Origin of the sequence: Enterobacter sp. SENG-6, from assembly GCF_001605945.1 — a bacterium.
Lineage (GTDB): Bacteria > Pseudomonadota > Gammaproteobacteria > Enterobacterales > Enterobacteriaceae > Enterobacter > Enterobacter cloacae.
This window is the reverse complement of sequence record NZ_LOMM01000044.1, coordinates 31,444-44,309: the sequence shown is the minus strand read 5'-3', so window position 1 is coordinate 44,309 and position 12,866 is coordinate 31,444. Positions and strand designations below refer to the sequence as shown.

At 55.8% G+C, this 12,866-nt stretch carries 12 protein-coding genes and 1 pseudogene; 7 read left to right on the top strand and 6 right to left on the bottom strand.

What is annotated here, in order from left to right; all coding sequences use genetic code 11:
- Positions 1-68: 68 nt before the first annotated feature.
- A complete protein-coding gene (locus AX755_RS18100) occupies positions 69-1,127 on the top strand; it encodes an SDR family oxidoreductase (RefSeq protein ID WP_062857203.1) in 1,059 nt (352 codons plus the stop codon).
- A 71-nt stretch (positions 1,128-1,198) separates the two neighbouring features.
- Entirely contained in the window at positions 1,199-1,645 is a 447-nt protein-coding gene (locus tag AX755_RS18095) for a hypothetical protein (protein ID WP_062857202.1), read from the top strand.
- A gap of 311 nt (positions 1,646-1,956) precedes the next feature.
- Here AX755_RS18095 and AX755_RS18090 read toward each other — a convergent pair whose 3' ends face one another.
- The 4 genes from AX755_RS18090 to AX755_RS18075 all read right to left on the bottom strand — a co-directional run bounded on the left by AX755_RS18090 (position 1,957) and on the right by AX755_RS18075 (position 8,143).
- Complete coding sequence (locus AX755_RS18090; RefSeq protein ID WP_062857201.1) at positions 1,957-5,031, bottom strand: efflux RND transporter permease subunit; 3,075 nt, start codon at positions 5,029-5,031, stop codon at positions 1,957-1,959.
- A complete protein-coding gene (locus AX755_RS18085) occupies positions 5,028-6,176 on the bottom strand; it encodes an efflux RND transporter periplasmic adaptor subunit (RefSeq protein ID WP_062857200.1) in 1,149 nt (382 codons plus the stop codon). Before AX755_RS18085 ends, AX755_RS18090 begins: the two co-directional genes overlap by 4 nt.
- A gap of 78 nt (positions 6,177-6,254) precedes the next feature.
- A complete protein-coding gene (locus AX755_RS18080) occupies positions 6,255-7,451 on the bottom strand; it encodes a sensor histidine kinase (protein WP_062857199.1) in 1,197 nt (398 codons plus the stop codon).
- The gene (locus AX755_RS18075; protein ID WP_038419267.1) at positions 7,448-8,143 is read right to left on the bottom strand and encodes a response regulator; all 696 of its coding nucleotides are present in this window, start codon (positions 8,141-8,143) and stop codon (positions 7,448-7,450) included. Before AX755_RS18075 ends, AX755_RS18080 begins: the two co-directional genes overlap by 4 nt.
- A 90-nt stretch (positions 8,144-8,233) precedes the next feature.
- On the opposite strand from AX755_RS18075, the gene AX755_RS18070 reads away from it, so the two are divergent.
- Positions 8,234-9,022, top strand: coding sequence for a MipA/OmpV family protein (locus AX755_RS18070; protein ID WP_038419268.1), 789 nt, complete (start codon positions 8,234-8,236; stop codon positions 9,020-9,022).
- Between the two features lie 129 nt (positions 9,023-9,151).
- On the opposite strand, the gene yajD is transcribed toward AX755_RS18070, so the two are convergent.
- The gene (gene yajD, locus AX755_RS18065; protein ID WP_006808895.1) at positions 9,152-9,499 is read right to left on the bottom strand and encodes an HNH nuclease YajD; all 348 of its coding nucleotides are present in this window, start codon (positions 9,497-9,499) and stop codon (positions 9,152-9,154) included.
- Positions 9,500-9,677: 178 nt separating this feature from the next.
- On the opposite strand from yajD, the gene AX755_RS18060 reads away from it, so the two are divergent.
- Positions 9,678-10,703: an LLM class flavin-dependent oxidoreductase gene (locus AX755_RS18060; RefSeq protein ID WP_038419270.1), complete on the top strand. Its 1,026-nt coding sequence runs from the start codon at positions 9,678-9,680 to the stop codon at positions 10,701-10,703.
- 17 nt (positions 10,704-10,720) lie between these two features.
- Here AX755_RS18060 and AX755_RS18055 read toward each other — a convergent pair whose 3' ends face one another.
- Positions 10,721-11,758 carry an AI-2E family transporter gene (locus AX755_RS18055; RefSeq protein ID WP_020688252.1) on the bottom strand — a complete coding sequence of 346 codons (1,038 nt, stop codon included), beginning with the start codon at positions 11,756-11,758 and terminating at the stop codon, positions 10,721-10,723.
- Between the two features lie 131 nt (positions 11,759-11,889).
- Between AX755_RS18055 and AX755_RS26115 the strand changes: the two are divergent.
- The 3 genes and pseudogenes from AX755_RS26115 to mdtI all read left to right on the top strand — a co-directional run bounded on the left by AX755_RS26115 (position 11,890) and on the right by mdtI (position 12,855).
- A pseudogene (locus tag AX755_RS26115) lies at positions 11,890-12,060 on the top strand (protein YdgV).
- 116 nt (positions 12,061-12,176) lie between these two features.
- The gene (mdtJ, locus tag AX755_RS18050) at positions 12,177-12,539 is read left to right on the top strand and encodes a multidrug/spermidine efflux SMR transporter subunit MdtJ (protein ID WP_029882799.1); all 363 of its coding nucleotides are present in this window, start codon (positions 12,177-12,179) and stop codon (positions 12,537-12,539) included.
- Positions 12,526-12,855, top strand: coding sequence for a multidrug/spermidine efflux SMR transporter subunit MdtI (gene mdtI / locus AX755_RS18045; protein ID WP_013096842.1), 330 nt, complete (start codon positions 12,526-12,528; stop codon positions 12,853-12,855). Before mdtJ ends, mdtI begins: the two co-directional genes overlap by 14 nt.
- Positions 12,856-12,866 lie beyond the last annotated feature (11 nt).

The window sequence follows — 12,866 nt, the reverse complement described above, 5'->3', positions numbered from 1 at the left end:
ATTCGGGGGATATATCAGAAAAAAATAATAGATCACACTGTGTCTGTCACCCCTTTCGGAGAAACACCATGAATAAGACGCAGCAACACAGGGTCGCGCTGGTCGCTGGCGCCAGCGGGATTGTTGGCAACCAGCTGGTCAAAACGCTTTTGCGCCATCAGTGGGAGGTCATTGGCCTGAGCCGCCAGGCGGTATCTCACCCTGAAGGCATTGCGATGGTTAATGTTGATTTACTGGATGCACAGGACAGCGCGCGGGCACTGTCATCGCTCAGCGGGATCACTCATGTGTTTTACAGCGCCTGGGCCAATGCCGCGAACTGGACAGAGATGGTTGAACCGAACGTCACCATGCTGCGCCATCTGGTCAGTAACCTCGAAAACACGGCGCCCCTTGAGACGGTCAGCCTGATGCAGGGCTACAAAGTCTACGGCGCGCATCTTGGCCCGTTCAAAACCCCGGCACGTGAAAGCGATCCCGGCGTACCGGGCGCTGAGTTTAACGCGGCCCAGCTCAGGTGGCTTAGCGATTTTCAGCGGGGAAAAGCGTGGCACTGGAACGCCATCCGGCCGGGCGTGGTGGGCAGCACGGTGCCGGGTAACGCCATGAATCTTGCCCTGAGCATCGCGCTGTACGCATCGCTGTGTAAGGCGCTGAATTTACCGCTGCGTTTTCCCGGCGCCGAACAGACCTGGCACAGCATTGTTGATCATACAGACGGTGAATTGCTGGCAGAGGCGACCGTGTGGGCCGCCACGTCGCCGGTAGCAGAGAACCAGGCATTCAATGTGAATAACGGTGACATCTGGCGCTGGAGCGAGCTGTGGCCACGCATTGCACACTGGTTTGAACTGGAGTCTGCACCCCCGGTCCGGCTCTCATTTCAGCAGCTGTTTACGGACTACCGCACGGTATGGCGCGAACTCGCCGCAGCTCGCGGGCTGGTGGAAAGCGATATTTTGCAGCTGAACGACGGACAGTTTGCCGACTTCGTGTTTAGCTGGGATTACGATATGTTTGGCGATGGCAGCAAGCTGCGTCGGGCCGGGTTCACCGCCATGCGGGCCACCGACGAAATGTTTTTCAGCCTGTTCGCACAGCTCAGGGCGGCACGCATTATTCCCTGACAGGGGGATGTTGTTCTCAGGAACGAACCCTTTATACTCGCTCATGACTGTGATCAACGGGATTGGTGAATATGCGGGAAGCAATCAGCGTTTTATTAATGGCTCTGCCGGTTATTGGGTTATATCTGGTGATAAGGAATGGCGTGAGGTCATTTCGCCAGCCAAAACGCATCGTTTCAGATGCCCAGGGCAAGAAGAAAATATCCACTAACCCGTGGTTTTTTGATTGTTTTTCCCGCAAGGTTTATTTTTATGATGACCGCTATTTTTATGAAATTCAGAAGGATAGAACCACTCAGGTTGAACTGACCAGAATAGTAAACATTAAGCCGGGATCGACGATGGTCAATAGTCGTCGGATCTGGTCAGTAATCTATGTTGAAAACGGAAGGGAAAAACAGGTGCAGTTTTACCCGAACGTAACGATGTTTAATCATAATTTCTCTGCTTTTTTGATAGCGGTAAAAAACGCCAATCCACACGCCGATATTAAAGATCTTTCCGTTTTCAATTTCTGAATGCCACCATGCGGCATTCAGAGACGATCCTCACTAACCATTAACGCATCGACGCTCCGAACGCGGTACCCGCCAGCTCGTGACAAATCGCGCCGATGCACCTCCAGCGCATTGATCAGACCTTCGGCCTCCTGGCAACGAAGGAGGACGCCAGATCCTGCTGGGCAATATGCTGAAGACCATCACCGCAAATGGCACAAAGACACAGCAACTGGCGGAAGAGGATATTGCTGAGGTCCTGAGAACCCGTTTTGCGCTGACGGCCGTGTAACGGATCGGGGGACAATTTCGCTTTCAGCACAGACCGGGTTTTATACGCTGTGCCGGTTGCGTAAACCGTCCCCCCACTGTAATAACAGACTGAACGACGCGGGCAGTACCGTGAGTGTGACCAGCGTCGCGACCAGCAACCCCCCGATAATGGCATACGCCATAGGTCCCCAGAATACCTGGTGCGAGATGGGGATCATGCCCAGAATGGCGGCACAGGCGGTCAGACAGATAGGTCTGGCCCGGTGCTCTGCGGCTGCGATAATGGCGGCATCGTTCGTCATCCCCTGAGCCAGATTGCTGTCAGCTTCGCCGATCAGGATCACCGCGTTACGAATGATCATGCCCGCCAGCGCGATCACGCCCAGCAGGGCGACGAACCCCATCGGTGTTCCACCCGGCAGCATCGCCAGAACGATGCCCGGTAAGCCAAACGGGGCCATGAACAGGGCCAGAAACATCCGGGAATAGCGTCGTAGCTGAAGCATCAGCAATAACAACATAATGACCAGCGTCACCGGAAGAACGGTAAAGACAGAGCGGTTTCCTTTATCAGACTCCGCAACCGCGCCGCCTTCCTCAATACTGTAGCCCGCAGGCAAACGGGCACGCAGTTTATCCACTGCCGGGCGCAGCGCGGCGGAGACGACCTCGGCTCTGAGTCCCGGCGCAAGGTCAGTTTGCACGGTGATAAACGGCAGGCGCTGACGACGCCAGACAACCGGATCGTCCACACCCCAGACCGGCGTTGCGACAGCACTGAGCGGAATTTTTTTGCCATCGTTCCCCTCAACGGTCAGTGACGACAGTGTGGCCAGATTAAGACGTTCACTGTCTCTGGCGCGGAGCACCACATCCACCAGCCGGTCATTATTCCGTATTGAGGTCACGACGCTGCCGGACCAGACCGTATTCAGCGTCCGGGCCAGACTTTCTGACGACACGCCCGCAGCCCGGGCCGCCGTCTGATTCACCTCAAGGGTAATCACTCTCTCCGGTTCACCGGCGGTCTGGTTGACTTCACGTGAGAGCGGTGACTGGCCAATCACTTCCGTCAGGTGATTCGCCAGCGCCCGAACCTTTACATAGTCCGGTCCGCTAACCCGGTATTTGATTGGCCAGCCGACCGGGGGGCCGAGCTCCAGAGGCGATACGCGTGTGATGATGTCGCTAAATTGCGTCGCCAGTATCTTGTTCAGCTGTGCGTGCAGACGGTCGCGGGCGGCGAGGTTTTTCGCGACCACCACCAACTGGGCACTGTTTTCATTCTCCAGCAGCACATCCATTGGCAGATAAAAACGGATAGCGCCCGATCCTACGTATGTTGAGTAATGATCGATATTGCTATTGCCTGCCAGCGCCTTCTCCAGCTTTTCGGCCTCTCTTTGCGTTTCCGGCTGTGAGGCGTTGGCCGGAAGCGTCAGGCTCACCAGCAGCTCTGGTCTGTCGGAAGCGGGAAAAAACTCGCCTTGCATAAACGTCGTCCCGTACAGGGACAAACCCAGTGCGCCAAGGGCACAAAGCACGGTGGTGAGTCGGTGGCGCAATACCTTACGCAGCAGCCAGTGATACCCGCGTGCTATCCGACCCGGGCCGGAGGCATGATGCCTGACGTTCTCCGGCAGCAGCCATGTCCCGGTCAGCGGTGAAAACAGGATTGCGACCACCCATGAACACAGCAGGGCAATCAGCACGACCGCAAACAGAGAAAAGCAGTATTCACCCGCGCTGGATGCCGCAAAGCCGACCGGAATAAATCCGGCGATCATCACCAGTGTGCCGGTGAGCATCGGGAATGCCGTCGTGGTGAACGCCCGGGTTGCCGCTTGCCGACGGGAATCGCCAGCCTCCAGACGAGAAACCATGGTTTCCACGGTGATCATGGCGTCATCCACCAGCAGACCCAGCGCAATAATCAGTGCCCCGAGCGAGATGCGCTGCAGGCCAATCCCGGCCAGCATCATTCCGGCGAAGGTCATGGCCAGAACCAGCGGGATTGCCGCAGCCACAACCAGCCCCGCCCGTAGCCCCAGAGAGACAAATGAAACGGCCAGGACGATAACCACCGCTTCAATAAGGACCCTGATAAAACCACTCACCGCGTCGCTGACTACCGCGGATTGATCGGCGACCTTCACCATCTCGATACCGTGCGGCAGCCCGGCGCTGAGGGCTGCCACTCTTTGATTCAACGCGGCGCCAAAGCGCAGCATATTGCCTGTCGGCGCCATTGAAATCGCCAGCCCGATAGCCGGTTTTCCGTTAACCCGAAACGCCGGTGAGGGCGGCTCGGCGCTTTCCCGGGTGAGGGTGGCAATGTCGGTCAAGGGAATATAACGATTGTTAATATGCAGCGTGACCGCGCGTAAACTCTCCTCTGAGGTGAGCGCACCGCTGACGTGGAGTGCGATGTTCTCCTGCCCCGTGCGTATGATGCCCGCCGGGACGACTGCATTCTGCGCCCTGAGCGCCTCCGCCACCTGCTGAATATCCAGACCCATCCCCGCCAGACGGGCCGGGGAAAAGGCCAGAACCATCTGTTCCTGCTGTTCACCCAGCAGGGTGGTTTTGCCGATATCCGGCAGGGACATCAGTTCCCGACGCAGTGTCTCCACCCGATCCCGAACCTCCCGCAGGGTATAGCCTTCGGGGATGAAGCCATAAATTGTGCCGAACGTGTCGTCAAATTCGTCGTTGACATCAGGGCCCTGAACGCCTTCTGGCAGAGACGGAGCGATATCCTGCATTTTCTTCCGCACCTGGTACCAGATATCCGGCACCGTTTGCGGCGGCGTATCATCGCGCAGGTTGACATGAATAACGGTGCGTCCTGCCCGGGTTTCGCTTTCGATATAATCAAGCCAGGGGATCTCCTGTAACTTTTTCTCAAGCGTATCCGTCAGCAGGCGAGTCGTGTCCGCTACCGATGCCCCCGGCCATTGCGCGGAGACCACGGCCGTTTTGATGGTAAACGCCGGATCTTCGTTGCGCGGCAGGCGCTCGTAACAGAACACGCCCATCGCCATCACCAGCAGCATAAAGAAACTGACCATCTGCTGATTTTTAAGCGCCCAGGCGGAGAGGTTAAATGTCTCTTTTGTGCTTCTCATGTTCATGGCTGCTCCTCCCCGGCAATCACCTGTTCTCCTGAGCGTAATTTGCTCACGCCAGCCGTAATCACCCTGTCACCGGGCGCAAGACCGGAGGCGATGATGACGGAGGAGGCCGTGTAACGTGCAGGCACAACCACGCGCAGTTGCGCCTGAGATTGCCGGTTGATTACAAACACAGCGGGCTTGTCTGCGTAACGACTCAGTGCCGACGCAGGAAGGACGTAACCGCACGCGGCACTGGAGGGCAGGGTTACGGTGACGCTGGCACCCAGTGCCATGGCGGCGGGCGGGTTGTTCAGGGTGGCTCTGACCCGCCAGGTACGGGTCAGGGGATCGGCCTGAGGCGTGATATCGCGTAACACCGCTGAAGCATTGACCGTCGGGTCGCTGAGCAAGGCGACGCGGAAATCAGCCTTATCCGGTGAGGGGATATCATCAGGCGCGGCAATATCGAACACCACATCGCGGGCTTCACCGGTCGCCAGCGTCAGCACCGACTGGCCTGCGCTGACAATCTGGCCCGCAGAGGCGCTAACCGCGGTAATGATGCCTTCCTTCGGCGAGAGAAGGCGGGTCCAGCCCAGGCTTTCCCGGGCGTTGCGCAGTGCCGCCTCGCTACTTTTCAGACGCGCGCTGGCGACAAGCCAGTCTGCACGGGCTGTGTCGAGTTGTGTGCGGGCTATAGCGCCGGTGGACATCAGCGTTTGCATTCTGTTGACGTTGAGCGCGGCAATCTGCGCTGAGGCTTTGGCACCCTCATAGTCAGCGGTGGCCGCGTCGAGCTGATTTTGTCCGGTGGTATTGTCGAGGGTCGCCAGCAGTTGCCCGGCGGTAACCCGATCGCCAATATCGACGACGCGCGTGAGGATCCTGCCCCCGGTACGGAAACTCAGCGTCGTCTCATCATGGGCATGGATCTCACCGGTTCTTTCCAGTGCTGGCAGCGTTTTCGCTGAACCCACCACACTGTAGCGTACCGCCCGCACGGGGGGCGGCGTGTTTTCGTGTTTATCGCCGCAACCGGTTAGCGGGAAGATAGGCAGGGCAAGTATCACCAGGGGAATAAAGTGTAGCCAGGAAAGGGTGCGCGCCACGCTGTATACATGATGCAGGCTGTGGCGGAGGGAGAGAATGAATTCGTCTGACATAACGCCGCTCCAGAAAAGGGATGGCGTTATTTAATCGGCTGTTCATCGAGAAAGATTCGATGTTGTGTCAAGGGTTTATCAAGAGCGGGAATTTTCCTCGTCACAAGCGCGCCAGGGCAACTGGATGCGCACCAGAAGCCCTCCGGTTTCTGGTAATGACGCGCTAATACTTCCCCCATGCGCCTGACAAATCGCCTGCGCAATTGATAAACCGAGGCCGCTGCCACCGGAGTGCCGGGCGCGTGATTGTTCCTCGCGGCTAAATCGCTTAAACATGTCCGGTAAAAAGTGCTTTGATACACCCGGACCGTCATCGGCGAATTCGAGGGTGTACTGCCCCTGGGCATAATGCAGGGCCACCTCCAGATGGCCTCCCTCGCGTCCATAGCGGAGTGAATTCTCCATGAGGATCGTAAATACCTGTCCCATACGGAACGCATCGCCTCTGAAGGGGCATGGGCGCGGGTTACGCAACGTTATCGTAAAATTTTGTGCATCGGCCTGCGGGGTTATCCAGTCTGCCCGCTCCTGAATCAGCTCATCCAGACGGAATGGCCTGTCTTCAAGCACAAGATTTCCCGCATCAGCCAAAGAGAGAAGGTGCAATTCATCGGTCAGCCGGTTGAGGTGCTGGAGCTGTTTCATCACCATCCCCAACTGCTCCGGGGTGGCGTCAAACACGCCGTCCATCATACCCTGCAGACGTCCAATGGCTGCCGTCAGGGGAGAGCGCAGCTCATGTGCCATGGCAACGTGCGAGGCGCGAAGCTCTTTTTCATAGCGAGCCAGTTGTCCGGTCATGGTATTAAAGTCAGCCGCAAAGCTGATCATTTCTGCGGGCGCATCTTTCACCAGCTCTGCCTGTCGGCCAAACTGCCCATCGGCCACATCTTTGGCCGCATCACGAAGACAGCTGAACTGCAGCGCCAGAGGACGAGCGTGCTTAAGTCCCATCACCACAATGAAGGGGATCATCACCAGCACCAGCAGAGCCACGGTGACCCAGTCAGCCGAGGCGATAGATGGGGTGGAGTAACTGAGCCCCCACCAGCTGTCTACAATATCGTGAAAGCGGGCCGGGTTTGACTGCGGATTCTGGCTGAGCGTGAGAAACTCCTGCCGGACCGCTGCGGGCATTTTGCCCATTATCCAGTAGTTCTGCACGGCGTAACGCAGCCACATACAGGCTGCTATAACGATCACGCTGCCAATCGCCAGCGCCAGGATGCGCGCGCAAATCCAGCGCCAGAGGGAGGAATGACGGGTCTTTATCATGGCTGTCTGAACCTGTAACCCACGCCGCGAACGTTAACCAGCACGCCGGAAAGACCCGCGGCTTCGAGTTTTTTACGCAGGTTATAAATATGGGTATCCACCACCCGCTCCAGGGCCTCGCTTTCCGGCAAACAGTGCTCCAGTAAATATTGACGGGAAAAAGGACGCGAAGGTGAACGCATCAGCGTGGTCAGTAGCGAAAATTCCGTTGGGGTCAGATCCAGAACCCGCGGCGTGTTGTCATCATTGATGATGCTCGCCACAATGGCCGTGACATCCACCTCCAGCGTCTGCCAGCGAAGGATCTCTTCTTCGCGCGTGTTTTTATTGCTCCGGCGCAGCACCGCCTGCACCCGTGCCACGACTTCACCTGGATGATAGGGTTTAACGACATAGTCATCAGCCCCGTATCTCAACGCGCCGATGCGATCGGGCGTATCGCCCATAGCCGTCACCATGATAACGGGCACATCGCTTTTGCGACGCAGGCTGGCCAGCACCTCAGTTCCGTTGAGTCCGGGAAGCATGACATCCAGCAAGACAAGATCGGGTTTCCAGCGTTGCGCCATCTCCAGCCCGGCCAGCCCGTCCCCCGTGACGGTCACATCGTAATTTTCACGGCGTAAATAAGCTTCAAGTACACCAGCCGCATCGGCATCATCTTCAATAATCAGCACTCTTCTGGACAACATCTGTTCACCTTGACCGTTTCTTAACACTATCCCGACTATTCATTGATTTAGCCAAATCATACTGCGCACAACGTAGAAGTGGAGACCAGTATGATAGCGAGAAAAAAAGCCCTGTATATGACCGTTCCGTTTCTGATGACGGCAGCATCCGGCGTACACGCCGATGAGGCACAAACGTCTTCCGACTATTTGACGATTGGGGCAGGAGGACGCTATGCGCCTCGTTATTCAGGCTCTGACAAGCAGGTATGGCAAGGGGTGCCTGTTTTACAGGGGCGCAAAGGTGCATTCTTTATTGATGCGCAGAAAGGCATTGGATATGACCTGCAAAATGACAGCGGCGTGTACCTTGAACATACGCTGGGTTACGACCTGGGGAGGGCGGACGAAAACGCCAGCTGGCGAGAGGGAGCGAATAATCTGAAAGGGATGGGAGAGATAGATACCAGCCTGAATACCGGACTGGCGGTCGGCTGGCAAATCACTTCCTGGCTGAGTGTGGAAGGCAAAGCGACCCTGCCTGTAACGGACAGTCAGGGGGTAAACTACCAGGCCTCTGTTACGCTGCTCCCTCTACAAACCAGTCAGGACACGATTGCTTTTCAGTCTGCATCCCTGTTTGGCGACAGCCGTTACCTCAATACCTGGTATGGGGTCAGTCAGCAGCAGAGTCAGCGCTCCGGTTATAGCCGTTATTCAGCGCCCGGTGGATTCTACGGTATAGACAGCAGCCTGACATGGAGTCATCAGTTCGATACCCATTGGGGCACGGTCCTGAGTGCCGACTACACCTGGCTTGGGGAGCATGCAAATAACAGCCCGATCGTATCGCGACGTAACGAAGGCGCTGTCACCGCCGCCATCACCTGGACATTCTAGTGTGGAGGTGAGAGATGCGATCTTCCTCGGCGTAGCCGGGGTAATCATTACGGCCATCTATGTCATTACCTGGTACGTCTATGTATACGGGTGAACAGAGCTGGCCGGAGCGAGAAAATTCCTGGAAGATTATTTCTTCTTGTTCATCATCGCTTTCAAATCAGCAAACGGATTAAAGGTGGCGACACCCACATCTTTTTGCGCGTCTTCTCCCGCGACAACGGTGGTGCCGTACTGATCCGCTTCGGTGTACTTCGAGTGTTCATGATCGTGGCAAAACAGGCACAACAGCTCCCAGTTACTGCCATCTTCCGGGTTATTGGTATGGTCGTGATCGATATGGTGAACCGTCAGTTCCCGAAGGTTGGAATAGACAAATTCCCGTGAGCAGCGCCCACAGACCCATGGATAAATTTTTAATGCTTTTTCACGGTAGCCGCTTTCCAGCCGCGCGTAGTTTTTAGGGATCAGAGCCATTGCCGGTTTTACCTGCCAGGAAAAGAGTGAGCGAAATTATATCCCATTATGGAACGCAATAGCGATCTGCTCAGGTCAGTCAATTTATTTGACGCTTTCCGTTAAATAAACGGCATTTATTGTTGCCTGGTAATGCGTAGAGTAGAAGAAACGCAACACATTCTCAGGATTACCCCTTATGAAAAAGATCGGATTTTTATCATTTGGTCACTGGACGCCGTCGCCACAGTCCGGTACCCGAACCGCAGCGGACACGCTGCTGCAGTCCATCGACCTGGCCGTGGCCGCTGAAGAACTGGGTGCCGATGGCGCTTATTTCCGTGTGCACCACTTTGCCCGGCAGCTCAGCTCGCCGTTCCCCTTGCTGGCGGCGATAGGCGCAAAAACCAAAACCATCGAGATCGGTACCGGCGTGATCGATATGCGGTATGAAAACCCAATGTACATGGCGGAGGATGCCGGGGCGGCGGATCTGATCTCTGGCGGGCGTTTGCAGCTGGGAATTAGCCGCGGCTCGCCGGAGCAGGTGATTGATGGCTGGCGTCACTTTGGCTATGTCCCGCAGGAAGGGGAAAACGAATCGGATATGGCGCGTCGTCATACCGAGGTGCTGCTTGAGGTGCTGCGCGGAGAAGGGTTTGCGAAACCAAACCCGCAACCGATGTTCCCGAACCCGCCTGGCCTGCTGCGCCTGGAGCCTCATTCCGAAGGTTTACGCGACCGCATCTGGTGGGGCGCCGGTTCAAATGCAACGGCGGTCTGGGCCGCAAAACTGGGCATGAACCTGCAAAGCTCAACGCTGAAAGACGATGAAACCGGCGAGCCGTTCCATATTCAGCAGGCAAAACAGATCCGCGCGTATCGTCAGGCCTGGGCTGAGGCGGGCCATACCCGTCAGCCGCGCGTGTCGGTGAGCCGCAGTATCTTTGCCCTGATGGACGATCGTGACCGGATGTATTTCGGGGCCAGCCGCAACGACAGCGATAGCGTGGGCTATCTGGATGAAAAAACGCGGGCGATTTTCGGGCGCAGCTATGCGGCAGAGCCCGACAAGCTGGTTGAACAATTGAAGCAGGACGACGCGATAGCCGAAGCGGATACCCTGTTACTGACCGTACCGAATCAGCTTGGCGTGGACTACAACGCGCATGTGATTGAGTCGATCCTCAAACATGTGGCGCCAGCAATGGGCTGGCGCGAATAGGTTAACTGACGGGTTGCTCAGCCTCTGTGACTCATATCGCTCAGCAGTACGGCGATACTTTGCCCGCCCGCCGTCTGCTCAAGCGCAATCTTGACGATGATGGTCAGCGGAACGGAGAGCAGCATGCCAACGGGGCCGAGCAGCCAACCCCAGAATATCAGGGACAAAAACACCACCAGGGTCGAAAGCCCAAGCCCGCGTCCCATCATGCGCGGTTCAAGAATGTTTCCGAAGACCAGGTTAATCACCAGATAACCGGCCAGCAGAATCAGGGCATCATACAAACCACTGAAAACCAGCACCTGCAGAATAGGCGGGATGGCCGCCAGCACGGAACCGATGTTGGGAATATAGTTAAGCGCAAAGGCGAGCAGTCCCCAGACGAACGCAAACCGCACATCCAGCGCAACCAGCATGCCCCAGACAACACACCCGGTGACGAGACTGATCGCCGTTTTCAGCACCAGATAGCGGGAAACACTGTCCAGTGCACGCTGAATCGCGCCCATGCCTTCCACCGGCCGAACCATTATATGCTGTAGTTTGGCAGGCAGTTGCGGCACCTCCAGCAGCATAAACACCACGGTTAAAAACAGCAGGAAAATAGAGGTCATGGCGTTGGAGAGCTGCGCCAGCAGGCTGGTGACGAGGGTCATTGCTGCGTTGGGGTCGATATACTTCAGCAGTTCCTCAACGGAGACCTCAATGCCCGCGCGCTGCAGCCAGGGTTCAATCTGCAACAGGGGTATCACCAGCGACGAGCGGTATTTCGGCAGCGTGCGCGCCAGTTCATTCAGGGATGTGCCCAGATAAGCGACCAGCAGCACCATCGCGATAATAATGATGCTGATGAGCAGGGTGATCGCCAGCACGCGCGGTATGCGTATCCGCACCATGCGCTGAACCAGCGGGTTAAGGATCACTGCAATAAACAGCGCCAGAATAAAAGGCACGATAATATCGGCGGCAAAACGAACGCCCGTCAGGATGATCACCAGCATACCGAGCATGATCACAATCTTAAGGCCGTTCAGGGTAATGATGGGTTTAGCCATGGCAATTCCTGCGTATTTTTTTATTTATAATAAAGGCGAAAGGCGTTTAATAAACTAACCAAAATCAAACGGCCTCGGTAAAGAATTGAAAAGACTTTGAGTAAAATCCTGGCTTATGGTACAAATTTAGCGTGTTTAACTACCGAGGACAATTTTGATCCGCAAAGACGAGAAGCAACACCGCGGATAATTGTAATTTTATGGACAATTTGTTCAGGACGTATTCTTCAAACCATACTGCTGTATTCTCCACCTCTTTCTTCCTTCTGTCCGGTGAGCAACACTGGCGCAACGCGCTATAGTCACGTCTTCTGCCTGAGCTGGCGCCATGCGCTTAGCTATCTGATTTAATTTCCTTTTTTGGGTTTGCTGTTCGCAGCGAGCCGCGATGGATTATATTCTCAAGCAGGAGAAAAACATGTTTTACTGGATTTTATTAGCCCTGGCTATTCTCGCTGAAATTACCGGCACGCTGTCTATGAAATGGGCAAGCGTCAGCGATGGCAATACCGGTTTTATTTTAATGCTGGTGATGATTTCGCTTTCCTATATTTTCCTCTCGTTTGCGGTGAAGAAAATCGCGCTGGGGGTGGCTTATGCCCTCTGGGAAGGTATCGGTATTTTGTTGATTACGCTGTTCAGCGTTTTGTTATTTGACGAAACCTTATCAACAATGAAGATCGCCGGATTGACGACGCTGGTAGTCGGGATTGTGCTGATTAAATCGGGTACACGTAAACCGACAAAACCGCAGAAGGAGCAGACCCATGCAGCAGTTTGAATGGATCCACGCGGCCTGGCTGGGGTTCGCCATTGTTCTGGAAATTCTGGCGAACGTGTTTCTGAAATTCTCTGATGGTTTTCGCCGTAAAGTTTACGGTCTGATGTCGATTGCCGCTGTGCTGGGGGCGTTTAGCGCCCTGTCTCAGGCGGTCAAAGGTATCGATCTGTCTGTAGCCTATGCCCTGTGGGGCGGGTTTGGTATTGCCGCGACCCTGGCAGCAGGGTGGGTGCTCTTCGGCCAACGGTTAAATAATAAAGGCTGGATCGGCCTGGTATTGCTGCTGGCCGGTATGATTATGATAAAACTCGCCTGATGACGTCAGGC

Coding starts and splice junctions, on each gene's coding strand:
- AX755_RS18070 (WP_038419268.1), top strand. CDS start 8,234: ATGATAGCGAGAAAAAAAGCCCTGTATATGACCGTTCCGTTTCTGATG.
- AX755_RS18095 (WP_062857202.1), top strand. CDS start 1,199: ATGCGGGAAGCAATCAGCGTTTTATTAATGGCTCTGCCGGTTATTGGG.
- AX755_RS18060 (WP_038419270.1), top strand. CDS start 9,678: ATGAAAAAGATCGGATTTTTATCATTTGGTCACTGGACGCCGTCGCCA.
- mdtI (WP_013096842.1), top strand. CDS start 12,526: ATGCAGCAGTTTGAATGGATCCACGCGGCCTGGCTGGGGTTCGCCATT.
- yajD (WP_006808895.1), bottom strand. CDS start 9,499: ATGGCTCTGATCCCTAAAAACTACGCGCGGCTGGAAAGCGGCTACCGT.
- AX755_RS18085 (WP_062857200.1), bottom strand. CDS start 6,176: ATGTCAGACGAATTCATTCTCTCCCTCCGCCACAGCCTGCATCATGTA.
- AX755_RS18055 (WP_020688252.1), bottom strand. CDS start 11,758: ATGGCTAAACCCATCATTACCCTGAACGGCCTTAAGATTGTGATCATG.
- AX755_RS18090 (WP_062857201.1), bottom strand. CDS start 5,031: ATGAACATGAGAAGCACAAAAGAGACATTTAACCTCTCCGCCTGGGCG.
- AX755_RS18100 (WP_062857203.1), top strand. CDS start 69: ATGAATAAGACGCAGCAACACAGGGTCGCGCTGGTCGCTGGCGCCAGC.
- AX755_RS18080 (WP_062857199.1), bottom strand. CDS start 7,451: ATGATAAAGACCCGTCATTCCTCCCTCTGGCGCTGGATTTGCGCGCGC.
- mdtJ (WP_029882799.1), top strand. CDS start 12,177: ATGTTTTACTGGATTTTATTAGCCCTGGCTATTCTCGCTGAAATTACC.
- AX755_RS18075 (WP_038419267.1), bottom strand. CDS start 8,143: ATGTTGTCCAGAAGAGTGCTGATTATTGAAGATGATGCCGATGCGGCT.